Raw genomic sequence first — 23,606 nt, 5'->3', positions numbered from 1 at the left:
GGATGTTCCTACGTGGATAATTGCTCAAAAAGATTTTATAATCGGTATTAATACCAATAATTTTGTCTTTATTGCTATGTATAGACTTAATCGTTTTGATTATTCGTCGAGAGCTTAAAGCCTTAGATGAAGTTTCAACCTTTTAAGTCAGCCAAATTTATCAGTGAATGATGCTACTCACTATTTAAAAACCTTAGATGCCAAAGTAATGCCTTCCAAGGTACAGTCCTTTGCCCAAAACTCTAAGCACTTAATACATAAACTGCATCAAAATCCGGAAAATGAAAAAGTATTTAGTTCATACGCCGCCCATGAATTGCGTAGTCCTTTAACCGCGATCAAAACTCATATTCAGCTTGCACAACTGATGGCAGAACAACAGGCAAGCTCGCCCAAATTGCAACAGAGCTTGCAGCAGGTACACCTTGGTATCCGCCGATGTACCCAGCTACTGGAACAGCTTCTAGCACTTTCCTCTACCGATCAAGTACTGAGTGATATCTAGTGCAGTATTGAAATTGCACGGCTCCTGACTCAGGTGATTGCCGATTTACAGTCGCTTTATCCGGAAATTGAACTCAGTTTAACAATTGACTGACCGAGCCTGACCCGAGTTGCCCTACCCGATTTTGAACTAGATACCGTCTTTAAAAACCTACTTAACAATGCTCTATTGCATGCACAGGCAAACACCATTTCAATTGCTATGCTGCATGTGTGCTGATCATTCATAATGATAATCAAAGGTTGAAGATATGCATAATTGGGACAGCGTTTCTGGCATAAATCTCCCTAGCAAAATGGGCATGGGCTAGACTTATATTTGATGAAAATGGTGTTAAACAAATATGGCTATCAGATTCAATTTACAGTGGCGCAACCTCAATATTTAAGCATTCACATCAGCCTCGCTGCAAGCGGATCACTTACTTATGAGAAGACAGGGCTAAATTTAAAGCTGGAATATCAACCCATGTCGTATCAGCAAAATCACGCTGCAAATACTGTTTTAAATAAGCAATGGTATCTTCAGCGATCAAGGGATCTTTGGAGTTATCTGCATGATTAAAAGCAATGGCATATAATTGAACCCCGCGGAGTTTTAACAACTCAAGACTCAGTAAGGTATGATTAATACTGCCTAAACGCCCTGAAGTGACGAGAATCACCGGATAATTATGTGTCTGAATATAATCAATAGTCAGGAACTCTTCGGTTAAGGGCACCATCAGACCACCGGCACCTTCCAGCAAAATACAGTCGTAGGCCGCAGCCAGCTGTTCGGTAGCCTGATGAATCTGTTCAAAGTTAATGGCTCGCCCATCCAGTCGCGCAGCAAGATGCGGTGAAGCCGGATACGTAAAAATTTCCGGCATGGTCAGTTTTTGCTGGTCTTCCTGTAACAATCCACAACCCATAATTGCACGATGCTGTTCGATATCTTCTGATATATCGACATTTCCGGTCTGGATCAGCTTTTGGGTTATGGTACGAATGCCCTGCTCATTCCAATTTTTGGCCAGAAAACCAGTAGTAAAGGTTTTACCAATTGCGGTATCAATGCCGCTGACAAAATAAATCTGTGCGCTCATGCTGTCTTCCGTGCAATGACATAAACCGGATGATAGGTCAGTGCATACTGTTTGCTTTCAGGGTCTTGGAATTGTTGATAGCCGGTATAAAAATCCTGTAAGGACGATTTTGTCCACCGAAACCCCTGTGCCGTCGCCTGTACACCAGTGGCTTTGATATGCTGTAACACCTGTTTCGGATGCTCAAAATGCAAGGTCATCTGTTCTTCTGTCTGCAGCAGAATGTCAAAGCCTAAGGATTCAAGCAGTTCACAGACCTTTGCTAAAGGCAGATAATCCAAGCCCTGTCCGGTCAGTGCCTTAATTTCCTTTAAATTATTGTCAGTATAACTGGCAAAACACAGATGCCCAGAGGGATTTAAGGCCTGCGCAATGTTGAGCAACAATGCTTTTAAATCCGAGATCCATTGCAATGCAGAACAAGACAACACCATGTCCAGAGACTGCGGCAGTGGCAAGGTTTCAATATTACCAATTCCCCACAAAAGCCGATCAGCTTCCGGGAAGTGCTGCTTCACTTCGACATATAGGTCATTTAAAAATAAATGATCAAAGCTGTAATACTGCATAAAAAGCCGGGTAAACAATCCTGAACCGCAGCCAATTTCCAATACCCTTTGCAAATGTGGTTGTGCCACATGCTGCTGCATGAAATGCATCAACTCTGCCGCTACGGCACTTTGTACCAGCGCATGCTGTTCATAACTGAGATTTGCCTGAGCAAAACGTTGGGCAATTTGTTTGCTGTTCATCGCGGCAAATTCCTCAGCACCTGCAGACATGCATCCAGCTCATCCGCAGAAATGTTCTGATTCAGGCAGATTCTGAGTCTGGAGGTATTGGCAGGAACCGTTGGCGGACGTACTGGTAGCACATAAAATCCCTGCTGTTGCATAATTTCAGCCGCCTGAATGGTGCGTTTTGCCTCACCAATCAGTACCGGCACAATTTGCGAAGTTGACGGACAGTGATATCCCAAGTCTTGAATGCCCTGCTGACAGCGTACAGCCAATGCTGCCAAATGTACTCGTCCCGCCTGAAGCTGCTGTACCTTCTGAAAAATAAATCTAGTCCAGGCCATACATAGTGGCGGCTGGGCGGTACTAAAAATTAAAGGTCGCATGCTATTAATCAGATAGTCACGAATCACTGGCGCACAGACCAGATAACCACCAACTGAAGCCAAAGCCTTGCCAAAGGTACCGACCAGGAAGTCAATCTGATCCAATACTTGATACTGTTCTGCGCAGCCCAATCCACGTTCACCGCGCACACCAATTGCATGTGCCTCATCGACATAAAGCATGACTTTTGCAAACTGCTGTTTTAATGCCACCAAAGCAGCTAAATCTGTTTCATCCCCATCCATACTGAAAATTGATTCAGTTACCACAATAATGCGCTGGATAGATTCATCTGACTGATATTTTTCTAAAAACTGAGTCAAATGCTGCAGGTCATTATGGCGGTAACGCACATAGCCAGCTTTAGATAAACGAATCCCGTCGATAATACTGGCATGTACCAGTTTGTCAGCAATGATCATGGTTTTAGCATTACTGAGCGCAGGAAGAATCCCGATATTCATGTGATAACCACTATTAAACAGCAGTACTGAACGTCCAAAATCCTGTGACATCTGTGCTTCAAGTTGTTCAAAATTGGGAAAGTTTCCTGTCAGTAAACGTGAAGAGCTTGAACTCATATATCGCTCAGACATCGGCGTGAGGTCAAAAAATTCTTCACGTAGCGTTAAGTTGGATGCCAGACCTAAATAGTCATTGGATGCCAGATTCAGCATCTCTTGGCCATTGAGTTGCAATCTTGGCTGGCTAGAAATATTGGACTTAAACTGGCGATATTGCCCTTGCTGTTTCAAGTCATCTAGCTGCTGCTGGAAATGCTCAAGATGGTTCATGCTACTGCCTCTATCTGCTGAATCATCTCCCGCATATGCTTTAATAAAGTTTCAAGTTGCTGTGTTGAAATTACATATGGCGGCATGACATAGACCAGACGGCCAAAAGGACGAATCCAGACGCCACGGCATACACATTCAGCCTGAAAACGCGCCAAATCAATAGTTTGATGTAGCTCAACTACGCCAATTGCGCCGAGGACACGCACATCTTTGACTTGTGCCAAGGATTTTAAATCCAGTAAATATTGTTCTAGTGTCCTTTCAATCTGTTGAATACGCGTCTGCCAGTCTTGAGCCAGTAACAGCTGGGTACTTTTTAATGCGACCGCACAGGCCAACGGATTAGCCATAAAAGTTGGGCCATGCATGAACACACCCGCTTCACCACTTGAAATCGTCTCTGCTACATGGCGAGTGGTTAAGGTCGCTGACAAGGTCATATAACCACCAGTCAATGCCTTACCGATACACATAATGTCTGGTGTGACCTGAGCGTGTTCATAAGCAAATAGTTTTCCAGTGCGGCCAAAACCGGTGGCAATTTCATCTAAAATCAGCAGTACATCGTACTTTTCACACAACAACTTAGCTTGCTTTAAATATTCTGGATGATAGAAACGCATCCCGCCTGCACCTTGCACAATCGGCTCAATGATCATGGCAGCAATCTGTTGATGCTGCTGTACCAGCAGGTGCTCAAGTGGCTGTATATCTTCGGGTTGCCATGCCCCATCAAAACGGCTTTGAGGTGCCGGAACAAATAAACGGTTCGGCAAACTCGAACCAAAAATTTGATGCATACCAGTTACAGGATCACAAACCGACATGGCATTCCAGGTGTCGCCATGATAGCCAGAGCGTGTGGTAACAAAGTTAGTTTTTTGTGGTTGCTGACGTGCATTCCAATATTGCACAGCCATTTTCAACGCCACCTCAACCGCGACCGAGCCGGAATCGGCAAAGAAAATTTTATCCAGTTCAGGCGCCGTGATCTCAAGTAGCAGTTTAGACACATCAATCGCAGGCTGATGAGTCAAACCACCAAACATGATATGTGACATCGACTCTAATTGTTTTGTTACGGCCTGATTGAGTTCAGAATGATTATAACCGTGAATTGTGCACCACCAGGACGACATGCCATCAATCAGCTCGGTACCATCTTCAAGTTCAATGACTGCACCATTTGCAGCTTTAACTTTGTAACATGGCAAGGGTTGTGTCATGGAGGTATAAGGATGCCAAATATGCTGTTGATCAAAAGCGTCCTGCACAGAATTTACCCCAATTATTAAAACTAAAACTGATCTTAGCGCGTTAAATCTGAAAATGAAACGTCAAGAGCTACCAATCTCTTTTTGCTTAAGCTAGATCGGCTAAAAATTTTAAAATTGGCTCAACGAGTAACTTGGCATCAAAAAGGATGGCATCGTGCGTGCCCTGTATTTTTACCAAATTCAGATTTTGGGTTGTTAAAAACACGGATTCTTGACTAACTTTGTAAGGAACCAACATATCATTCTCGGAAAATATAAATAGCATCTTGACTGAATGATTTTTTAAGATATCCACTAGATTTAATTGCTGCAATAGATAAAGATGCTTAACCTGATAGTTTAAATCAATACTATTTAACTGTTGGTGCAATAATTTTGCACGTTCACGCGCTGCTGCGCCAGCTAAAGTGACCAAGGTACAGAAGCGCTGCATCCCGCGTTTTGGATCAGCCAGTATGGAGGATTTAAATTGTGTATATTGTTCAACTGGCATTGCCTGTGGCCATGCTTCGTTGGCCACGAAACAGGGATTTGACATACAGCAAATCACTGGCTTGGCAATTTTCAATTGTTGCTGGATTTCATTAGCCAGCAAAAGTGCCAACTGTCCACCCAAAGACCATCCCATCAAGACATCAAAAGAACTCGCCTGCCTAACTTTTTCGGCCAAAATACTTTCCACGTTAGGATCAAAAATATCCCATACTTCAACTTGATGCTGCTGCCGTAACTGTTCTACAAACGGGGTTAAGACCGCTGTTCCTAGCCCCCAACCCGTAATCATCAGTATCTTCATTTTGTCTGTTCCAATAAAAAAGGGACCAATTCAAGTTGAAATGATCCCTGTTTGTTACACGATTAATTAAGCAGGTTGCATCGCATCTACAGCCAATTCTTTAGCTGTTTTCTTGGCAGCTTCAGCTTTTAAGCCTAATTTAGCAAACAAGGCTTTGTCTTTACCTTCACCACTGTTCGGGGCAGTAAGCAATTTATCACCTGAAAATAATGAGTTAGCTCCAGCCATAAATGCCAGTGCCTGATCAGAGTCAGAGAGAGATTCACGACCTGCCGACAAGCGGATATAACTCTTCGGCATAATAATCCGTGCTACCGCAATAGTACGAATCCAGTCAATCACATCCAGTTTTTCAACATCGGCCAGTGGTGTGCCTTCAATAGGAACCAGCATATTTATGGGCACCGAACCCGGGTGAATCGGCATAGTCGCTAGTTCAAATAACAAACCGACTCGGTCTTGTACGCCTTCGCCCAAGCCGACAATACCGCCACTATAGTCAAATCATTATAAAACCAATACAATGGTGCAATGAGTTATTCAGAACATTTTAGACGTAAAATTTTAGCTAAGCTTGAGGAAGGTTATTCTATTCGAGCGGTAGCTGCACAATTTGAAATTAATAAAAATACCATTGTTGAATGGAAGAAACGTATAGAGATTAAAAAAACTCGTGTACGTAAACCTTCTAAAATTAACGATGATGCTTTACGTGAAGATGTTGAAAAGTATCCTGATGCTTATCAATATGAACGTGCTGCACGTTTTAATTGTGGTGTTTCATCTATTGGTGCTGCATTAAAGCGCTTAAATATTACAGTTAAAAAAAGACGTTAAGCCATCCTAAAGCAGATACAAAGCTTAGGGATAAATTTATTCTGCAAGTGAATGAATTAGAAAAAAACCATCCGATTATTTATCTGGATGAAAGTGGTTTTAAGTCACATGATTATAGACCTCATGGCTACTCACGAAAAGGAGTACCCTGTTTAGGGCAATATAATTGGCAATTAAAGAATCAGACCAATGCCATTGGAGCAATCCATGAGGGTAAGTTATTTTCAGTCGGTTTATTTGACTGCAAAATCAATTCAGATGTTTTTCATTTTTGGATTGAGCAATTCCTCATACCAGCATTACCAGAAAATAGTGTAGTGGTTATGGATAATGCAGCATTTCATAAAAGAGCAGATATTCAGGAGTTATTGGAACAACAAGGGCATAAAATTCTTTGGCTTCCTGCATACAGCCCTGATTTAAATCCTATAGAACACATGTGGGCATGGGTTAAACGTAAGCGTAAAGAATGGTTGATCGACTCAGTCGATGAGTTATTTCGAGTTTTTTTCGAATCTTGTATGAATAATAAAGTAGTTTGACTATACAGACATTAATTCCGGCATTACGCACATGATCAAGCGTATTTAAGCGGTCATCAAAGCTACGTGTACTGATGACATTGGCATAATATTCACGTGAGGTATCAAGGTTGTGGTTGTAATAATCTAGCCCTGCATCTTTCAGACGTTCCGCTTGTGAGGCATTCAGCATTCCTAGAGTCATACAGGTTTCCATGCCCAGTTTCTTGACTTCCTGCACCAGTTCCAGCACATACGGCATATCGCGTTCATGCGGATTACGCCATGCTGCGCCCATGCAGAAACGGGTCGAACCGGAAGCTTTGGCCTGTTTGGCTTCAGCAATCGCCTTTTGTACTTCTACGCGTTTTTCAATTTCCAGATCAGTATCGTAATGTGCAGATTGCGAACAGTATTTACAATCTTCCGGACAACGGCCCGTTTTAATTGAAAGCAGAGTACTGACCTGAACAGTATTCGGTTCAAAGTTTTGGCGATGAATTTGCTGTGCCTGAAACAGTAAATCCATTAAAGGCAAGTCATAAATTTCTTGTATTTCGGCACGTGACCAATCATTACGGATCATCTTGTCTGCATCATCTAAAATTCCATTGAGTAAATCATACGCTGTTTTTTTTATTTTTCTTTAGCGTTTTCTTTCATATTCATTGCCTGCTTAAAATAGCTTTAGTGTGTCAAGCTATTTTTGAAAGCTTATTTAACCCGAATCCTGCTTAAGCCGATGAGTCCTTAATTTGAATTGTTGGCTTATTTCGATGGGTTAATTGATATCCACATAGTGAGGCGTAAATTCCACGCAGAAATCCATGAAGACTACGTGCTTTACTCGTCAATAAATTGTATTGCCCCTTCAATAAGCCGAATAATATTTCTATTTTATTGCGTTGTCTTAAGTGATATTTATCTGATGCACAGAGTTGAATAGCCTGCATATTCTTCCGATGATAAGTAATTAAATCAATACCTTGATCTTTCAATCTAATTTTTAATTCTTGGCTGATGTAACCTCGATCCCCGTAAAGTTTTGCTTCTATACCAGCAACCAATTGCTCAACCATTTTTATATTAGCAACATGTCCATTCGATAAAGCAGAACAGGCAATTTCACCAAATTGATTCATCGCAATACGTAATTTACAGCCATAAAACCAGCCCATTGAGCTTCTACCATGTGATGCAATTTGGATTAATGATTTATGACGCTAAATACGTTGATTTTTACAAATTGGCAGAGTTGTTGAATCAATCCATAAATATTGTGTACCTTGGCCTTTCATCAGTGCCACATGTAAAGCATGTAGAGCTAATTCATGCATACCCAATTGGCTCAAGCCAATGTGAAAGCCCAGCAAGCGGCAAAAAAACCGAATGTTTTTGCTTTTGGCGAATATAGTCTGGATCAAAATGAAAACTGGATTGTCGGAGTTGCCGCACGCTATAACCTGTTTTCCGGGATCGATAAAAACAAGAATATTCAGGCTGCCGAACTCAAACGCTCTGTTACAGAATTACTCACTGCACGCACCCAGCAAGAAATTGAAAATCTGATTTATAAATCTTATAGCGAAGCACTCAGTGCACAGCAAAGTGATGCACTTCTGGCACAAAACTTGAAAGCCGCACAGGAAAATTTACGCATCCAAGAATTGTCTTTTAAAGAAGATATGGGCACCGCCACACAGGTCATCGATGCACAAAATATGCTGAGCGGACTACGAGCTGAAACTGCCTTGAATGCCTACAAATATGTGATGTCACTGGCCACCCTATTACAAAGCCATGGCTCGATTACAGAATTTCCGAACTACATTCAACATACCAATACCCACTATAGATGCTAAAACTCTTCAAATACGAGCAGTTCAGCTCACAACGAATAATGTGAGTGATTCACGAATCCTTGGGGAGTTACTTGATCAAATTCCGTTGGATGAACAGATTGATTCAGTTTATACAGACGAGGCTTATAACACCAAGCAATGCCGTCAAGTCATTGCAGACCGGTAAGCATATGCGGTAGTTCCCTCCAGAAAAAATGCAAAGCCTTAGAAAATTACAAAAGTTCATTCGCAAGAGCGAAATGAATTACTTCGAACCGTTAAATGTTTAGGCAGGACACTATGGAAGAAATGGTCAGGCTATCATCGGCGAAGTTTGGTCAAAACCAAAATGTATTGCATTAAATTATTAGGCGATAAATTAACGGAATTAGGTCGACCTCATACCCAAGTTGTCACTTGAATTCGAGTAACTTAGAAAAGATCTATCTCTGAAGCCTTTATGCAACAAAGTCACTCCAGATTGAGGATTTGAAAATTTATAGTGCAGTATATAAACAAATTGGTTCAGGAGCACAAAAGTAAGGTAATAACATCTTTTTTTAACAGTGATATTTTATTGTTCCCTACTCCTTACATTAAACTTTTATTTGTAGATTTACCTATCATTAACTCATTTTTCATTTGGATTTCCTATTATATTGAGATTGCTTTAAGAGATATTAAACAATAATATTACTGATAATTATTATCATTTACATTAACTAAAATGTTTTATACCGTTCCTCCATCATTTAAGCTTTCTCTTCTTAGTCTTGCAATTTTAGTGTCCCAGCAAAGTTTTGCCGATGATACTCAGCAATTACCGACGATTACAGTTACAGCGGAATCAGAACAGAGTGAGCTCAGCTCCGAACAGAGTAAGGCTTATATCATCCAAAATTCGTCAACCGCCTCAAAACTGAATATTCCACTCAAGGAAACGCCGCAAACAGTCAATGTCATCACTCGCCAGCAACTGGATGACTTTGCCTTAGATAATACCCGGGACGTACTGCGCAATACCCCTGGCATTATCGTCAGCAATCAGGAAACGGAACGGACCTCCTACCTTGCCCGAGGTTTCGAGATTTCAAATGTTTTAGTCGATGGCGTTGGTATTCCACTAGAAGGCTATAATTATAACAATGATAATCCAGACAGTTTTTTGTTTGACCGTGTAGAAGTGGTCAAAGGCGCGAATGCCTTAAATAATGGAATTGGCGATCCCGGCGCAACTATTAATATGATTCGCAAACGCCCGACATCCGACCTTCAAACAGCCTTTAATGCCAGTTATGGCTCATGGAATACGCAGCGCTATGAAGTAGATGTATCCTCTCCTCTCACCCAAGATGGAAAAGTCAGAGGTCGTGTATTTGGCTATCAACAAACAGGCGACAGTTATCTGGATCGTTATGAACTGGAAAAAAACGGCATAGGTGCTGTTGTGGAGGCAGATATTACTGACACAACTCTATTGACTGCTGGCTATACCGAAACCAATCACAAGCCGAATGGTGTCAATTGGGGTTCTAATCCACTGATCAATACTGAAGGCGAGCAGCTCAGTTACTCACGGAATTATAATTACAGTCCAAGCTGGGCCCACTGGGATAGCAATATTAAAAGTTACTTTGCCGAGCTTGAACAAAAACTGGCAGGCGACTGGACAGCCAAACTGACTTATGATGAAAAACGCACACAACGTGATTCAAAACTCTTGTTTCTGTCTGGAAAACCTGGCGCAAATGGCACTTCAGGTATCTTCCTCTACCCAGGCATGTATATTGATGACAATACAGAACAACAAGCCAGCCTGAGTTTTAGCGGCACCTATCCGCTTTGGGGACAACGCCATGAAGCCTCATTGGGCTATGTCTGGGCCAAAAATCGTCTGGATGAATTGGGTTATGCTGGCAGCTTTGTCAATCCGCTGACCACAGATTTAGCCAGCTTTACACCAGAAGAACCAAGCTGGGATCTATCGAAAACCAGTGGGGAAATGCATATCCGGCAGAAGAACCAGAGCCTTTATGCTGCGACCCGACTGCATCTGAATGATGATCTGAAACTGCTTTTAGGTGCGAACTATGTTCAGGCTGAAAGCAGTGGTAGCAGTTATGGGACCGACACCATTTATGATGAAGATAAAGTTTTACCCTATGCCGGTTTGACCTATAACTTTAGCCCTGAATATACAGGTTACCTGAGTTATACCTCGATTTTCCGTCCGCAAACCACCAAAGCAGATGATGGCAGCATTAACAAGCCGATCGAAGGTGAAAGCTATGAAGTCGGAGTCAAAGGTTCTTGGCTAGATGACAAGCTTACCGCCACCATGGCCGTGTTTAGAACGGAGCAAAGTAATTATCCGCTTCGTGATTCTGATGGTATTCCGACTTTACGCAAGACTCAGGTTAGTGACTTGCGTTCCCAAGGCTACGAGTTCGGCTTGGCGGGACAACTGAGCGACCATTTAAACTTAAGCTTTGGTTATACCCAGTTTAGCCTGAAAGATCTGATCAATGGCGGTGATGCGCGTACCTTCAATCCAACCCAGTCTTTTAATCTTTTAACTACCTATCAGGTGCCGCAACTTCCAAAACTGAAACTGGGCCTTGGTGTGCAGTGGCAAGATCAGACCTATCTAGATGTGCCTGAAGCAACCGCCAATGGAGTGATTACCCAGAAAGCTGGAATCATTGAGCAGGATGCTTATGCGCTCGTGAACTTAATGGCCAGCTATGAGCTGAATGAGCATATGACCTTGCAAGCCAATGGTAATAACCTGACCAATGAAAAATATCTGTTCAATTTCCCCAATCAGCAAGGTTTTTATGGTGCACCAGCGAATTACAGCGTTGCCGTGAAATTTAAATACTGATTTTCAAGCTGAGCCTTGACGACATGTTCAGGGCTAAATCATCACTACATACACAAAAATAGGTAAAACAAATGAAAAAAATGATCGCTTTGACCCTTGGACTGTCTATGACACTTTCAGCTCAGGCGCATATGCTTTGGCTAGAACGTGGCACAAATCAGCAGACTCATGCGTTCTTTGGTGAATATAGTGAACAGCTCAAAGAAACGCAGCAAGGTGCCCTCAAGTCTTTCAATCAGGCAAAGGCCGTTCAGGCCAAAAAAACATTTAGTCCTCAAATGCAACAGGATCATTTGCTCTATGCAACCCAAGGCCAGACCGATGTCCAGCTCACTCATGAATTGATCTATGGAGAATCATTGCTGAGCTATCATGCCAAATCCGGCAGACAAAACTTGAAAGCAGAGTCCGAACTGGATATTGTCCCGACCCAGATCAACAGCAATACATTTACGGTACTGTATCAGGGTAAAGCTGCTGCGGATGTTGAAGTCACAGTCTTTTCCCCGCAATTTTGGCTAAAAAAATACACCACCAACGGCCAAGGCCAGATTACGATCGCCACGCCATGGAAAGGTCAATATGTCATTGAAGTTGGCAAAGAAGCAGACAAGGCCGGAAAATTGAATCAGCAGGCCTATAAAAAACAGTATCTGGTAACGACTTTAAGTTTTGTTTATTAAGTTTTTAGATTTTCATCAGTATAGATTTATTCAAGGCCAAATATGATGTCTGTTGTAGTGCAGCCACTCGCCATTTTCTATCGCTTAGGCATGAGCTTTGGGATGGGCTACTTGTGCAGTTATTTGATCGCACTCGATCTGGCTTACTTTCTACAGGCTTTTCTGCCCAAAGCAGAATCCGTCTATTTGGCCGCCGTTATTGCCCTGATTTTTTATGTCTGTTTTGTGATTGGCATCTTCTGTATCCAGAGTTTAAAAAAGCTTTCGGTCTATAGCCTGCTTCCTTTCCTTAGCTTATTTACCATCTCCCGCTTCATAGGTTAAACCATGCATAAATCTGTCCGTCAATCCATGGCATGGCTACATTCATGGTTAGGTTTAAGTTTTGGCTGGCTGCTCTTCGCGATCTTTTTAACAGGCGCGGTCACTTATTACCGGCATGAAATCAGTCTATGGATGCAGCCTGAATTTGCCTCAATACAAGTCAATCAGGAAACTGCCTTAAAATCTGCTTACAGCTATTTACAGCAGCATGCACCGGACGCCCAAAACTGGTATATCGGAGTCGCCAATCAAGATTCACCTGTGAATAAAGTCTACTGGCAAAAAGTGGATGGTGGCTATGAAGTCAAAACCCTGGATGCTTCGACAGGAAAAGAATTAAACCTCTCGGCCACCCAAGGGGGAGATTTTTTCTATAATTTTCATTTTCAGCTCTATGGTATGCCCTACACCATTGGTCGGCTGATTGTGACGATTGCTGCCTTTATCATGTTATTGACTCTGATTTCAGGAATCATTACCCATAAAAAAATCCTGACAGACTTTTTTACCTTAAGAGCATTTAAGGGGCAGCGCTCCTATCTGGATTTTCATAATGTCAGTTCAGTGATTGCCCTGCCGTTCTTTTTGACCATGACATTTACCGGGCTGGCGATTTTCTTTTATATCGTGCTGCCTTCCGGTATGAAAGAACTCTATCCAGACAATCCCTTTCAGTATTTTGAAGAAATTCGCACAATCAATACATCAGCCACCCCCTCAGTTCCTGTGAAAACGCAGATGCTGCCAATTCAACATTTTATCACCACGGCACAGCAACACTGGGGAGATGCGGAATTTGACAATATCACGGTCAAGCAGCCCAATACCCAGCTGGCACAAATAACATTAACCCAACTCAAAGATCATTCCATTACCAGAAATCAGGCACAGCTTATTTTAAATGCAGCTACCGGAAAATTGCTTGAAAATACACGCAATGAAAGTGCAATTGCCACACTCAATGCCGGCATGTATGGTTTGCATATGGCACGTTTTGCTGAACCTGCTTTACGTTTAGGATTGTTTTTCTCTGGCATATTGGGCTGCGCCATGATTGCCTCCGGTCTGCTGCTGTGGAGTCTGAAACGCCAGATTCAGAAAAAATCAGCGCGGTTTCATCTCGGACATTATTTGGTGAACCGCTTGAATATCACCATGATACTTGGCTTGCCGATTGCCATGCTGGCTTATCTCTATGCGAATCGTTTTATCAGCATCCCTGTAGGTGCACCAAATTATGAGATTTATAGTTTTTTCAGTATTTGGCTCGGCAGTTTCATTCTGGCATGTTTAACACCGCAGCAATATTTATGGAAAATTCAGCTTAAAATCCTGATTGGTACTGCTTTTATGCTGCCGCTGATCAATATTTATTATCTCATTTTCCATGATTATATTGATTCTTTTACAACTTACTGGCCATTTCTGCGAATCGATCTGATGCTGTGGAACTTGGCACTTCTCGCCCTATTGTTACACCAGAAAATTACCCCTATTCAGCAAAAGGCGGTCAATAAAATTCACGCCAAACTAAAAGTTACGCAACAGGAATCATCAACATGATATGGATTGCAGTGATCGGTCTGCTTTGGCTGAGCTGTTTTGGTTTTTATGCGGTAAGTGCAAAGCAGATCCTAAAAAACCGAAAATCTCGTTACGCTTTTTTAGCTAATTTTCCTACGCACACTAAATTCACTGCGGGTATTTTCTTATTCGTCGCGATGTTTTTATTACGTACCCAGTTTAGCTCCAGTATTAGCTTTGTGGCTTTATGGGTATTTCTAAGCCCTGTACTGTTTATCTTTATCTTAAAAATGAATAAAGCATTTTAGTATTTATTTAAAATCAGAAAGTAGTAAACAGCCTAGTGCGCTACTTACATGCCCTCTATTGAACCAATCTACTCAGTATCTGCTAAACCTTGCCAACCTACTTTTAAATATTTCAGATTCATTATTTTGGCTAGAATCAGAAATTTAAATTGGTAGGTATTTGGTAGGTAGGATTCTTTTTAACTTCATCCAATACTTATATTACGGTGAGGGTCACCGATAAAATAATCAATTAATGGTAGAAGGAATCACGCCATGGCTTTTAAAAATATTTCAGATCAAACTAACGGTTTTTATATTCCCTGTGTTTCACTTTTTGGTCCGGGCTGTGCTAAAGAAATCGGGATAAAAGCACAAAATTTAGGTGCCAAGAAAGCGCTGATTGTAACTGATGCGGGGCTGTTTAAATTTGGTGTTGCAGATGATATTGCAAATTATTTGAAAGAGGCGGGTGTTGACAGTTATATTTTCCCAGGCGCGGAACCCAATCCAACTGATATTAACGTGCATCATGGAGTTACAGCTTATAATGAAAATGCCTGTGATTTTATTGTATCGTTAGGTGGGGGTTCCTCACATGACTGTGCCAAAGGCATTGGTCTGGTCACTGCAGGTGGCGGACATATCCGTGATTATGAAGGGATTGATAAAAGTACCGTCCCGATGACACCACTGATTGCAATCAATACTACGGCAGGGACAGCTTCGGAGATGACACGTTTCTGTATCATTACCAATACCGATACCCATGTGAAAATGGCGATTGTAGATTGGCGTTGTACACCACTCATTGCGATTGATGACCCTAAACTTATGTTGGCCAAACCTGCAGGGCTGACTGCGGCAACAGGTATGGATGCCTTGACGCATGCAGTAGAAGCTTATGTGTCTACGGCAGCAAATCCAATCACTGATGCCTGCGCAGAAAAGGCGATCACCATGATCAGTGAATGGCTCAGTCCCGCAGTGGCGAATGGGGATAATCTAGAAGCACGGGATGCCATGAGCTATGCTCAATATCTTGCCGGAATGGCCTTTAATAACGCCTCTTTAGGATATGTGCATGCGATGGCACATCAGCTCGGAGGCTTCTACAACTTGCCGCATGGTGTTTGTAATGCAATTTTGCTCCCCCATGTTTGTGAATTTAACCTGATTGCTTGTCCTGAACGTTATGCCAAAATTGCCCAATTGATGGGGGTGAATACAGAAGGCTTAACCGTAACTGAAGCAGCTTATGAAGCGATTGGCGCCATTCGTCAGCTTTCGGCTTCAATTGGTATTCCATCTGGGCTGACGGAATTGAATGTAAAAGAAGCTGACTTGGCCATCATGGCGGAAAATGCACAAAAAGATGCCTGCATGCTGACCAATCCACGTAAAGCCAGTCATGCCCAAGTGGTAGATATTTTTAAAGCGGCGATGTAGTGCCTCAATGTAAGTCTTCTCTCCAAGCATCTGACTACATTTTTAACAGCCCCTGTTTCACTTCCTGAGGAAGTGTGCCAAGAGCAGACATGCATTTTCCTGTTCCTGGCTGATCCTTTTGCCTTCATAAGAGGATAAAAGCGGGGGGTGTTTCTTTTTTATGAAGTCCCCTTCATTATGAATATCGACATTAATCCCATGGTAGAAAAATGCCACGATTTTTTTAGCCCGTTCCAGCCAGAAAAAATTTCCCGTCGTATGATCTTAATATCATATTTAATCTCTGAGGAATAAACTGCGCGTCCTTCAAATGACATGAAGGTAAGCGTAGCTGATTTTAATGAAGAGCATCCCATCAAGCAGCTAGGCAAACTGGGTAGCCACTGATAAAAATTTTAGGATCAGGTTCAGTCTAAATTAATAAGCAAACCCACAGTAAGCAAGAATAATACTTAATATTCCAGAATTTTCCTATTTTAACTGTTTAGCTTTGTACCGATAGTTACATCAGCTTTAAAGATTTTTATATTTTAACAGAGTCTGATGAACGGGATGGTTTTTGGGCATCAGTTCAATCAGGCGTTCTACAGCATCAATCGCTTCAGGAAAATGTGCCACATGTTTCAGCAAGACATCGGTTTCATTAGCCTTGAAAATGGCATCGCTCAGGCGTGATTCCAGACAATCTCTCCAAGCGCATAGAAATGGACTTTCTGTTTTGGCCAGAAATACGCCGGTACATAATTTCAAGGCTGAATCGATATACCCAGCATCTAAAGATTGCTCTGTCATTAAAAAATCAGCCTCTACATGCGCCAATAAACGATAGGGTCTGGAACCCAGCATACCACCTAATAAATCGCGTAATTGTGACATTTCTGCTTTTAAAGTCCCCATACTGACCTTGCGCTCGCCATATAAGGCTTGATGCAATGTATCTAGACTCAGACCCTGCGGACATAAGGCTAGAATGGTCAGAATTTCAATCTGTCGAGGAGTCAGAACCAGCATCTTGCCATTAAACAGCACTTGAGGTACTGAAAAAGCTCGAATAAACAGGCGCTGCTTCTGGCATTCTAGTAGAGCCGACTGGATGATCGTAGCACAGCGCTCCGCAGCTAGTAGTGCTAAACTGTTATGCTTTGGCCAGGTAGTCGACAGATCAATGACACCTAAGACCTGTTTTGAATAGGGATCAATAATCGGGGCAGCGTAACAAACCCAATCATGAATGGAGGACATGTAATGTTCACTGGAAAAGACACAGCTGGATTGTTGAGTTTTTAAGGATAATGCCAATGCATTGGTTCCGACTAGCTCTTCGCGCCATTGCCCACCTTCAATAAAATGTACACTTTCTGCGGCACTTTGCATTTGTGGGCTAGAAGCTGCCCAAATGATGGTGCTGCCGATATCTCCGACCGCCAGCACCATAGAAGATTGCTCGGCAATATGTTTTAAATCCTGAGCACAATGTTGCAGGGCTTGGGCTAAAGTTGAGGAAGAAGTGGTCTTTTTTAAATCCGTCAGCGGTGCTGCTAAACGATTCTTCGGGATTTCAGCCGAGGATGAACGTTGCCAGGAGCTGGCAATACTCTGTCCCAGCTGTTCTGCATGTAAGGGAGACAAACTGCTGTTTTGCCGAAGCTGATCAGTATTGTGCCTTTTTTCCATCAAATCTTGTTTTGTCATCATTCCTTATTCTCACAACAATTCATGATTTACATCCGCTGTAATCGTTATTTTTTTAAAATGGATGAAAATATCGTGAACATGCTAGCTCCAACCTTTTTCCAACCTTATACCAGTTATATTAATCAAATAAGGTGCAGAAGTACCTTATACCAAAGCTGTAGAAGCGGTTTTGCCATACGAAAATAAGCAAAGGAAATAAATATGCGTTACGTCGATCCTAATCAACCTGATTCAAAAGTTCATTTTAAAGCACAATACGAGAATTTTATTGGCGGCGAATGGGTCGCTCCGGTCAAAGGTGAATACTTTGACAACATCTCTCCGGTAGATGGCAAAGTCTTTACCAAGGTTCCGCGTTCTTCTGTAGAAGACATTGAATTGGCCCTGGATGCAGCGCACAAAGCCAAAGAACAATGGAACAGAGCATCGCCGACCACCCGCTCCAATATTCTGTTGAAAATTGCCGATCGTCTGGAACAAAATCTGGAACTGCTGGCAGTGGCAGAAACCTGGGATAACGGCAAACCGATCCGTGAAACGCTGGCTGCCGATATTCCGCTGGCTATTGACCATTTCCGTTATTTTGCCGGCTGTATTCGTGCGCAGGAAGGCGGCATTTCCGAAATTGATGAAGATACGATTGCTTATCATTTTCATGAGCCGTTGGGCGTCGTGGGTCAGATTATCCCGTGGAACTTTCCGATTCTGATGGCTGTCTGGAAACTGGCACCTGCCCTGGCTGCGGGCAACTGCATTGTGTTGAAACCTGCAGAACAGACTCCGGTCAGCATTCTGGTGCTGGCTGAACTGATTCAGGATATTTTGCCACCGGGTGTCCTGAATATCGTCAATGGTTATGGGGTTGAAGTCGGTCGCCCGCTAGCCACCAACCCACGCATTGCCAAGATTGCCTTTACCGGTTCCACCGCCGTCGGTCAGATGATCATGCAATATGCCACCGAAAATATTATTCCGGTGACGCTGGAACTGGGGGGTAAATCACCAAATCTGTTCTTTGCTGACATCATGGATCAGGAAGACGATTATCTGGACAAAGCGCTGGAAGGTTTTGCCATGTTTGCCCTGAACCAGGGTGAAATCTGCACCTGTCCATCGCGTGCGCTGATCCAGGAAAGTATTGCTGACGAATTTCTGGCGCGTGCCGTTGAACGGGTGAAACGGATTAAAACCGGGCATCCGCTGGATACTGACACCATGATTGGCGCGCAAGCCTCACAGGAACAGCAGGACAAGATTCTGGGCTGTATTGCCACTGGTCGTGAAGAAGGCGCACAGATCCTGACTGGTGGTGAAGCACGTCAGGAAGTGGGGCAAGGTTTCTATATTGAGCCGACTATCTTTAAAGGCACCAATGACATGAAGACCTTCCAGGAAGAAATCTTCGGGCCTGTACTGGCTGTGACCACCTTCAAAGACTTCGATGATGCGATCAAGATCGCCAATGATACGATTTATGGACTCGGTGCCGGTGTCTGGTCACGCTCAGCGCATACCTCTTACCGTGCAGGCCGTGCTATTCAGGCAGGTCGGGTCTGGACTAACTGTTATCACATCTACCCTGCGCATGCGGCTTTCGGTGGTTATAAAAAATCAGGGATTGGGCGTGAGAATCACAGAATGATGCTGGATCATTATCAGCAGACTAAAAACTTGCTAGTCAGCTATTCGACCAAACCAGCCGGGTTCTTTTAAGAAGTGAAATACATTCAAAGCGAACTTCGGTTCGCTTTGAATGTATGGTAGCTAGCTTTCACAAAATATCAGCAACATCTTCAAGCTGCGGCCAATTCAAATAAAGTTTTTAGTCTATAAATACTTTTTTTAAAGGAAAGAGCATCACCTCAAATTTCTATTTGCAATAGTGTCATTTTAAGATAATTTCACTCTATAAAGATTTCGCCACATTCTCCAGCCATTGAGTGCCAGAAGAATAAAAATAAAATAAAGCACGGCGGTTAAATACAATGACTTATAGCTATACATGCCGACATAAATCACATCTAACACACACCATAATCCCCAGCTTTCAATATATTTTTTTGCCGCCCAATAACTTGCCACCAAGCTAAAAGAAGCCAACATGGAATCCAACCAAGGGAGTGATGCTGTGGTGAAATGAGCAAATAAGGCGCCAATCACCAGACCGGCGACAATACCCACAATCAGGCTATATACCCAGATTTTTTTATTCAAATAGCCAATCTGCACGGTGATAGCCTGGTCATGATTTTTCTTCGACCAGCTATACCAGCCATACAGTTGCATCAAGATAAATACGGCTTGTAATGCTGCGTCTGCAAATAAATTGACACGATAAAAAATAATCATATATAAAAATACAGCGACAATATTCACCAACCAGCAGACTTTATATTGTTTGGAGGTCAGCCAGACACCTAAAACGTTTAAAATGAACGCTGCAATTTCTATATTTTCCATAGCAATATAACCTGATTAAGCAGCCAATTTAGAAGTTCAGATTGAATGACAAGGTTGCTGTACGCGGCGAACCCAAGAATAAATAATCATCACCCAAAAATTCACCTGCATCACGCCAGTATTTCTTGTTGAACAGATTATTAATATTCAAGCGCAGCAATGCATCGGTCGTATTTAGCTTAAATTGATAAGCAGCGCCTAAATCAACCACACTATAACCTGCAACTTTCGCAGCACCCTCTTTGTTGGCATATTTGCTGGAACTGTATTGACCACCTGCCAGAACAGTGAAACCTGCAATGCTCGGTACGTTATAGCGAAGATGTGTTGCGAAACGAGCTTTTGGCACGTTTTGCGCCTGATGATTACCATATTGAACCGCTTCCACATTTTCTAAACGGGCTTTGGTCAAGGCTAAAGATGAAGTTAAGGCCAGATGGTCGGTTAATGCACCATTCAGTCCTAATTCCAGGCCCTGACTATGCTGTTCGCCTTCCGCAATAAAATAGCGAAGTCCTGAAATCGGCTTGCTATATTGATTATCCTGACGTAAATCAAAAACGGCTGCAGTCAACAGGAAATCATGGATCTGTTGTTTGAGAGGTGGTCCCACATGTTTGAACAACTAAAAGCTTATTTATAAGTGATACTCTGCTCTAGTTAAGCTACCTTATTTTGTTGTGGTAGCTGGTCATAGTAAAACTCATCTGGAGTCATTTTGTCCAGACTCGAATGAGGTCGTTTCAAATTATAAAATTCAAAATATGCGTTTAATTGCTTCTTCGCATCCAAAACATTGCTGTAGGCTTTGAGATACACCTCTTCATATTTAACGCTCCGCCATAATCGTTCAACCATCACATTATCAACCCATCGACCTTTACCATCCATACTGATTTGAATGCCATTTGATTTCAATACATCAATAAATGCATCACTGGTAAACTGACTGCCTTGGTCTGTATTAAATATTTCAGGTCGACCATATTTTTCAATAGCTTCATTTAATGTTTCTATGCAAAATGTAACCTCCATACTAATCGATACTCTATGCGCAAGTACCTTGCGGCTATGCCAATCAATCACAGCACATAAATAAACAAAGCCTTTTGCCATAGGGATATACGTTATATCCGTAGACCACACTTGATTACTGCGCTGAATAGCCAATCCTTTGAGCAGATATGGATATTTGCGGTGAGCTTGATTAGCCTGGCTTAAATTTGGTTTGCAATATAACGCATTAATGCCCATTTTCTTCATTAAAGTACGTGTATGACGTCGTCCTATATGATGTCCTTGACGATTCAACAAATCACGCATCATCCGGCTACCTGCAAAAGGGTATTGCATATGTAACTCATCCATACACCGCATTAGCTTCAGATCTGATGCACTCACAGGTTTTGGGCGATAGTAATAACAACCACGGGAGACTTTCAGCAGCTGAGCTTGCTTAGATACTGAAATCTGAAGTGAGTCATCGATTAACTTTTGTGGTTGAAGCGGCCCAGTTTCTTCAACACACCTTCTAAAAAATCAATTTCTAATGCCTGCTCACCGATTTTTGCATGTAGTTTTTTTAGATCGATGGGTGGTTCTGTTGGAGCTTTTGATTGATCGAAAGCTTGCGAGGAAGCTGAAATCAGTTGATTTTTCCAGTCGATAATTTGGTTTTGATGAACATCAAATTCAGCACTCAATTCAGCAAGTGTTTTTTCTGCTTTAATCGCAGCAAGTGCTACCTTAGCTTTAAAATCATTTGAATGATTTCTTCTTGGTCTACGTGCCATAAAATACTCCATATATTGATGTTTATAACATCATTTGGGGAGCAAAATATCACTTATAAGTGTTGTTCAAATTTCCTGATCCACCTCTTTTGAAACCAATTTCATATTGCTCTGAATAGATCGGTGCTAGAGTTTCAGCCGCATTCTCTGCAAACCAAGGCGCTGTTTTTCCATCTGACAGGCCTTTAGCATACGAGGCATAGACGGTAGTCGATTCCAAGGGGCTATAGCTGATCGCAAATTGCGGTAAAAATTTGCCTAAATCAGTATCGCGGACTTTTACCCGATCTGCATCATATGCTTGTTCATCCAGCTCGATCCATTTTCCGCCAATCAAAGTGGTCCAATGTTCATTCCATTCAATACGATCAAGAAACGTCAATGCAGTTTGTTTACTGTCTAAAGCTTTAAAATAAGGACCTAGATTTCCTTCTTCTGGGATCCTGTCGTAGGTATCTTGGTAAATATTACCAACATAGTCTTCTGAATTTATGTACTGGTTTATACCGTTGTAACGATTTCTAGATTTATCTGTGTAAGTCAAATCAAAGTTAAGGTAATGTAACGCCCGATCAGTATGTAATAGACCATCTAACTTGATTTTAAATTGGTTAGTCTGATAGGTATCATCAGGATTTTGATAATCGTAAATATCATATTCTCCCTGTTCACCAAACGTGTTACAGGAATATGCTTCTAGACATCCCTCTCGATAATAACCGTAAGCAAATGTCGAATAATCATCAACCTTGGATTTACTGTGGGCTGCGACGAGTCCCAAGTTCCAGTCATCATTCAATGCATAGCTATATTTTAAACTGCTATTCAGACTATCGATCGTGACCGGTTTGCCCCAAGTCTGATAACCCAGCAATCGGTCCCATTTCACATTTTCTGGGACTTTACCATCCAGTAATTGATAACCTGGCACTGATTTTTGTTCGGAACGCTGTGCTTCAAGATCAAATTCTAATTTGGATTGCTCAGATGTTTTCCAATCTAAGGCCAATGCCGCTAGATAGCGTTCACCATCGACATGATCGACATAAGACTCCATCTGTTCATTCACCAGATTGATGCGATATCCGAATTGTTGCTCATCACCCAAAAAACCACCGAGATCAGTTGCCACTGAAAACTGGCCGTGTTGATCGGCCGAGAATGTCAGTGCCTGAATATCTTTCGGTCGCTTGGTGACATAATTCACAACCCCACCCGGGGTCGACATCCCACTTTGAATCGCGGACATGCCTTTTAAAATTTCCACACGTTCTTTATTTTCAAGTGCGACGTTTTGTTCACCACGAATCACATTGCCATTAATGAGGTAGCTAGATGCCAAATCGAGTGCAAAGCCACGAGAGACAAAGTTTGGATAATAGCCAATTGCGGCATAGCCATCACCGATGGCTGCATCATTTTTTATAACATCACTCAGTACACGTGCATGCTGTTCCGCGATGAGATCTGCTGTGATGACAGAGACAGATGCAGGGATTTTTTGAAGACTGTCCGTAGCAAAACCCTCAACATTCACTTTGGTACTTGAGTAAGGGATGCTTTGATCGGCTTTGATGACAATCGTGTCAAGCTGTCGAACATCATCTTCAGCATAAGTCAGCGGGGCTAAACACAGCTGCGACAGAATGATCATATTTAAAGATCGAGTTAATACATTCTGTTTGAGTTGACGAGTGTTCATACGAAACCTTATGTCTGTGA

The 23,606-nt window shown here is 42.2% G+C and carries 18 protein-coding genes and 7 pseudogenes; 12 read left to right on the top strand and 13 right to left on the bottom strand.

The window, feature by feature from the left end:
- Positions 1 to 163: 163 nt before the first annotated feature.
- The gene (locus tag I6L24_RS15780) at positions 164 to 505 is read left to right on the top strand and encodes a histidine kinase dimerization/phospho-acceptor domain-containing protein (protein WP_004282152.1); all 342 of its coding nucleotides are present in this window, start codon (positions 164 to 166) and stop codon (positions 503 to 505) included.
- A 421-nt stretch (positions 506 to 926) separates the two neighbouring features.
- Here I6L24_RS15780 and bioD read toward each other — a convergent pair whose 3' ends face one another.
- The 6 genes and pseudogenes from bioD to I6L24_RS15750 form a co-directional block, all read right to left on the bottom strand.
- Positions 927 to 1,592: a dethiobiotin synthase gene (gene bioD / locus I6L24_RS15775; RefSeq protein WP_004733123.1), complete on the bottom strand. Its 666-nt coding sequence runs from the start codon at positions 1,590 to 1,592 to the stop codon at positions 927 to 929.
- On the bottom strand, positions 1,589 to 2,374 hold the full coding sequence (gene bioC, locus I6L24_RS15770; RefSeq protein WP_216986642.1) for a malonyl-ACP O-methyltransferase BioC: 786 nt from the start codon (positions 2,372 to 2,374) through the stop codon (positions 1,589 to 1,591). Before bioC ends, bioD begins: the two co-directional genes overlap by 4 nt.
- A complete protein-coding gene (locus tag I6L24_RS15765; RefSeq protein WP_216986641.1) occupies positions 2,341 to 3,510 on the bottom strand; it encodes an 8-amino-7-oxononanoate synthase in 1,170 nt (389 codons plus the stop codon). The genes bioC and I6L24_RS15765 overlap by 34 nt, the downstream gene beginning before the upstream one ends.
- Entirely contained in the window at positions 3,507 to 4,787 is a 1,281-nt protein-coding gene (gene bioA, locus I6L24_RS15760; protein WP_044112459.1) for an adenosylmethionine--8-amino-7-oxononanoate transaminase, read from the bottom strand. The genes I6L24_RS15765 and bioA overlap by 4 nt, the downstream gene beginning before the upstream one ends.
- Before the next feature lie 88 nt (positions 4,788 to 4,875).
- Positions 4,876 to 5,586, bottom strand: coding sequence for an alpha/beta hydrolase family protein (locus I6L24_RS15755; RefSeq protein WP_004647803.1), 711 nt, complete (start codon positions 5,584 to 5,586; stop codon positions 4,876 to 4,878).
- Positions 5,587 to 5,652: 66 nt separating this feature from the next.
- Positions 5,653 to 6,081, bottom strand: a pseudogene (locus tag I6L24_RS15750) (biotin synthase BioB); the annotation flags it as partial.
- Between the two features lie 36 nt (positions 6,082 to 6,117).
- On the opposite strand from I6L24_RS15750, the gene I6L24_RS15745 reads away from it, so the two are divergent.
- Both I6L24_RS15745 and I6L24_RS15740 read left to right on the top strand, forming a co-directional pair.
- Positions 6,118 to 6,423: an IS630 transposase-related protein gene (locus tag I6L24_RS15745; protein WP_000122230.1), complete on the top strand. Its 306-nt coding sequence runs from the start codon at positions 6,118 to 6,120 to the stop codon at positions 6,421 to 6,423.
- A 47-nt stretch (positions 6,424 to 6,470) separates the two neighbouring features.
- Entirely contained in the window at positions 6,471 to 6,965 is a 495-nt protein-coding gene (locus I6L24_RS15740; protein WP_004781677.1) for an IS630 family transposase, read from the top strand.
- A 4-nt stretch (positions 6,966 to 6,969) separates the two neighbouring features.
- Here the strand turns inward: I6L24_RS15740 and bioB are convergent.
- Positions 6,970 to 7,530 (bottom strand): annotated as a pseudogene (bioB, locus tag I6L24_RS15735) (biotin synthase BioB); the annotation flags it as partial.
- 148 nt (positions 7,531 to 7,678) lie between these two features.
- Positions 7,679 to 8,287 (bottom strand): annotated as a pseudogene (locus I6L24_RS15730) (IS982 family transposase); the annotation flags it as partial.
- Between I6L24_RS15730 and I6L24_RS15725 the strand changes: the two are divergent.
- From I6L24_RS15725 to mdh, 8 genes and pseudogenes are all read left to right on the top strand, one after another.
- Positions 8,276 to 8,806, top strand: a pseudogene (locus I6L24_RS15725) (TolC family protein); the annotation flags it as partial. The pseudogenes I6L24_RS15730 and I6L24_RS15725 overlap by 12 nt on opposite strands.
- Positions 8,796 to 9,206: pseudogene (locus I6L24_RS15720) on the top strand (transposase); the annotation flags it as partial. The pseudogenes I6L24_RS15725 and I6L24_RS15720, both read left to right, overlap by 11 nt.
- A gap of 306 nt (positions 9,207 to 9,512) precedes the next feature.
- Positions 9,513 to 11,669, top strand: a complete 2,157-nt coding sequence (locus I6L24_RS15715; protein ID WP_216986640.1) for a TonB-dependent siderophore receptor — start codon at positions 9,513 to 9,515, stop codon at positions 11,667 to 11,669.
- Between the two features lie 71 nt (positions 11,670 to 11,740).
- Positions 11,741 to 12,352 carry a DUF4198 domain-containing protein gene (locus I6L24_RS15710; RefSeq protein ID WP_004647798.1) on the top strand — a complete coding sequence of 204 codons (612 nt, stop codon included), beginning with the start codon at positions 11,741 to 11,743 and terminating at the stop codon, positions 12,350 to 12,352.
- A 42-nt stretch (positions 12,353 to 12,394) separates the two neighbouring features.
- Positions 12,395 to 12,676 carry a hypothetical protein gene (locus I6L24_RS15705; protein ID WP_004647796.1) on the top strand — a complete coding sequence of 94 codons (282 nt, stop codon included), beginning with the start codon at positions 12,395 to 12,397 and terminating at the stop codon, positions 12,674 to 12,676.
- Between the two features lie 3 nt (positions 12,677 to 12,679).
- The gene (locus I6L24_RS15700) at positions 12,680 to 14,239 is read left to right on the top strand and encodes a PepSY-associated TM helix domain-containing protein (RefSeq protein ID WP_216986639.1); all 1,560 of its coding nucleotides are present in this window, start codon (positions 12,680 to 12,682) and stop codon (positions 14,237 to 14,239) included.
- Positions 14,236 to 14,508: a hypothetical protein gene (locus tag I6L24_RS15695; protein ID WP_216986638.1), complete on the top strand. Its 273-nt coding sequence runs from the start codon at positions 14,236 to 14,238 to the stop codon at positions 14,506 to 14,508. The genes I6L24_RS15700 and I6L24_RS15695 overlap by 4 nt, the downstream gene beginning before the upstream one ends.
- 255 nt (positions 14,509 to 14,763) lie before the next feature.
- Entirely contained in the window at positions 14,764 to 15,936 is a 1,173-nt protein-coding gene (gene mdh, locus I6L24_RS15690) for an iron-dependent methanol dehydrogenase (protein ID WP_004647793.1), read from the top strand.
- A 513-nt stretch (positions 15,937 to 16,449) separates the two neighbouring features.
- Here mdh and I6L24_RS15685 read toward each other — a convergent pair.
- Entirely contained in the window at positions 16,450 to 17,631 is a 1,182-nt protein-coding gene (locus tag I6L24_RS15685) for a helix-turn-helix domain-containing protein (protein ID WP_004647792.1), read from the bottom strand.
- 201 nt (positions 17,632 to 17,832) lie between these two features.
- Here I6L24_RS15685 and exaC point away from each other — a divergent pair, with 201 nt between their 5' ends.
- Positions 17,833 to 19,344, top strand: a complete 1,512-nt coding sequence (gene exaC, locus I6L24_RS15680; protein ID WP_004281961.1) for an acetaldehyde dehydrogenase ExaC — start codon at positions 17,833 to 17,835, stop codon at positions 19,342 to 19,344.
- A 177-nt stretch (positions 19,345 to 19,521) separates the two neighbouring features.
- On the opposite strand, the gene pnuC is transcribed toward exaC, so the two are convergent.
- From pnuC to I6L24_RS15660, 4 genes and pseudogenes are all read right to left on the bottom strand, one after another.
- On the bottom strand, positions 19,522 to 20,091 hold the full coding sequence (gene pnuC / locus I6L24_RS15675) for a nicotinamide riboside transporter PnuC (protein WP_004281962.1): 570 nt from the start codon (positions 20,089 to 20,091) through the stop codon (positions 19,522 to 19,524).
- 28 nt (positions 20,092 to 20,119) lie between these two features.
- Positions 20,120 to 20,689, bottom strand: a pseudogene (locus I6L24_RS15670) (TonB-dependent receptor domain-containing protein); the annotation flags it as partial.
- Positions 20,690 to 20,751: 62 nt separating this feature from the next.
- Positions 20,752 to 21,884, bottom strand: a protein-coding gene (locus tag I6L24_RS15665; RefSeq protein WP_223235881.1) for an IS3 family transposase whose coding sequence is annotated in 2 segments (ribosomal slippage) — positions 20,752 to 21,632 and positions 21,632 to 21,884 — 1,134 coding nt in all. Because the reading frame shifts where the segments join, the coding sequence is not laid out codon by codon here.
- 85 nt (positions 21,885 to 21,969) lie between these two features.
- Positions 21,970 to 23,586, bottom strand: a pseudogene (locus I6L24_RS15660) (TonB-dependent siderophore receptor); the annotation flags it as partial.
- Positions 23,587 to 23,606: the final 20 nt, after the last annotated feature.

It is taken from the genome of Acinetobacter lwoffii (genome assembly GCF_019048525.1).
In the GTDB taxonomy this organism is placed as follows: Bacteria; Pseudomonadota; Gammaproteobacteria; order Pseudomonadales; family Moraxellaceae; genus Acinetobacter; species Acinetobacter lwoffii_K.
This window is presented reverse-complemented; position numbering and strand designations above follow the sequence as displayed.

What these genes read in the sequence shown, in the direction of transcription:
- exaC (WP_004281961.1), top strand. Translation starts at nt 17,833, where the DNA reads ATGCGTTACGTCGATCCTAATCAACCTGATTCAAAAGTTCATTTTAAA.
- bioC (WP_216986642.1), bottom strand. Translation starts at nt 2,374, where the DNA reads ATGTCTGCAGGTGCTGAGGAATTTGCCGCGATGAACAGCAAACAAATT.
- I6L24_RS15685 (WP_004647792.1), bottom strand. Translation starts at nt 17,631, where the DNA reads ATGATGACAAAACAAGATTTGATGGAAAAAAGGCACAATACTGATCAG.
- I6L24_RS15755 (WP_004647803.1), bottom strand. Translation starts at nt 5,586, where the DNA reads ATGAAGATACTGATGATTACGGGTTGGGGGCTAGGAACAGCGGTCTTA.
- I6L24_RS15710 (WP_004647798.1), top strand. Translation starts at nt 11,741, where the DNA reads ATGAAAAAAATGATCGCTTTGACCCTTGGACTGTCTATGACACTTTCA.
- I6L24_RS15745 (WP_000122230.1), top strand. Translation starts at nt 6,118, where the DNA reads ATGAGTTATTCAGAACATTTTAGACGTAAAATTTTAGCTAAGCTTGAG.
- bioD (WP_004733123.1), bottom strand. Translation starts at nt 1,592, where the DNA reads ATGAGCGCACAGATTTATTTTGTCAGCGGCATTGATACCGCAATTGGT.
- I6L24_RS15705 (WP_004647796.1), top strand. Translation starts at nt 12,395, where the DNA reads ATGATGTCTGTTGTAGTGCAGCCACTCGCCATTTTCTATCGCTTAGGC.
- I6L24_RS15700 (WP_216986639.1), top strand. Translation starts at nt 12,680, where the DNA reads ATGCATAAATCTGTCCGTCAATCCATGGCATGGCTACATTCATGGTTA.
- pnuC (WP_004281962.1), bottom strand. Translation starts at nt 20,091, where the DNA reads ATGGAAAATATAGAAATTGCAGCGTTCATTTTAAACGTTTTAGGTGTC.
- I6L24_RS15695 (WP_216986638.1), top strand. Translation starts at nt 14,236, where the DNA reads ATGATATGGATTGCAGTGATCGGTCTGCTTTGGCTGAGCTGTTTTGGT.
- mdh (WP_004647793.1), top strand. Translation starts at nt 14,764, where the DNA reads ATGGCTTTTAAAAATATTTCAGATCAAACTAACGGTTTTTATATTCCC.
- I6L24_RS15765 (WP_216986641.1), bottom strand. Translation starts at nt 3,510, where the DNA reads ATGAACCATCTTGAGCATTTCCAGCAGCAGCTAGATGACTTGAAACAG.
- I6L24_RS15715 (WP_216986640.1), top strand. Translation starts at nt 9,513, where the DNA reads ATGTTTTATACCGTTCCTCCATCATTTAAGCTTTCTCTTCTTAGTCTT.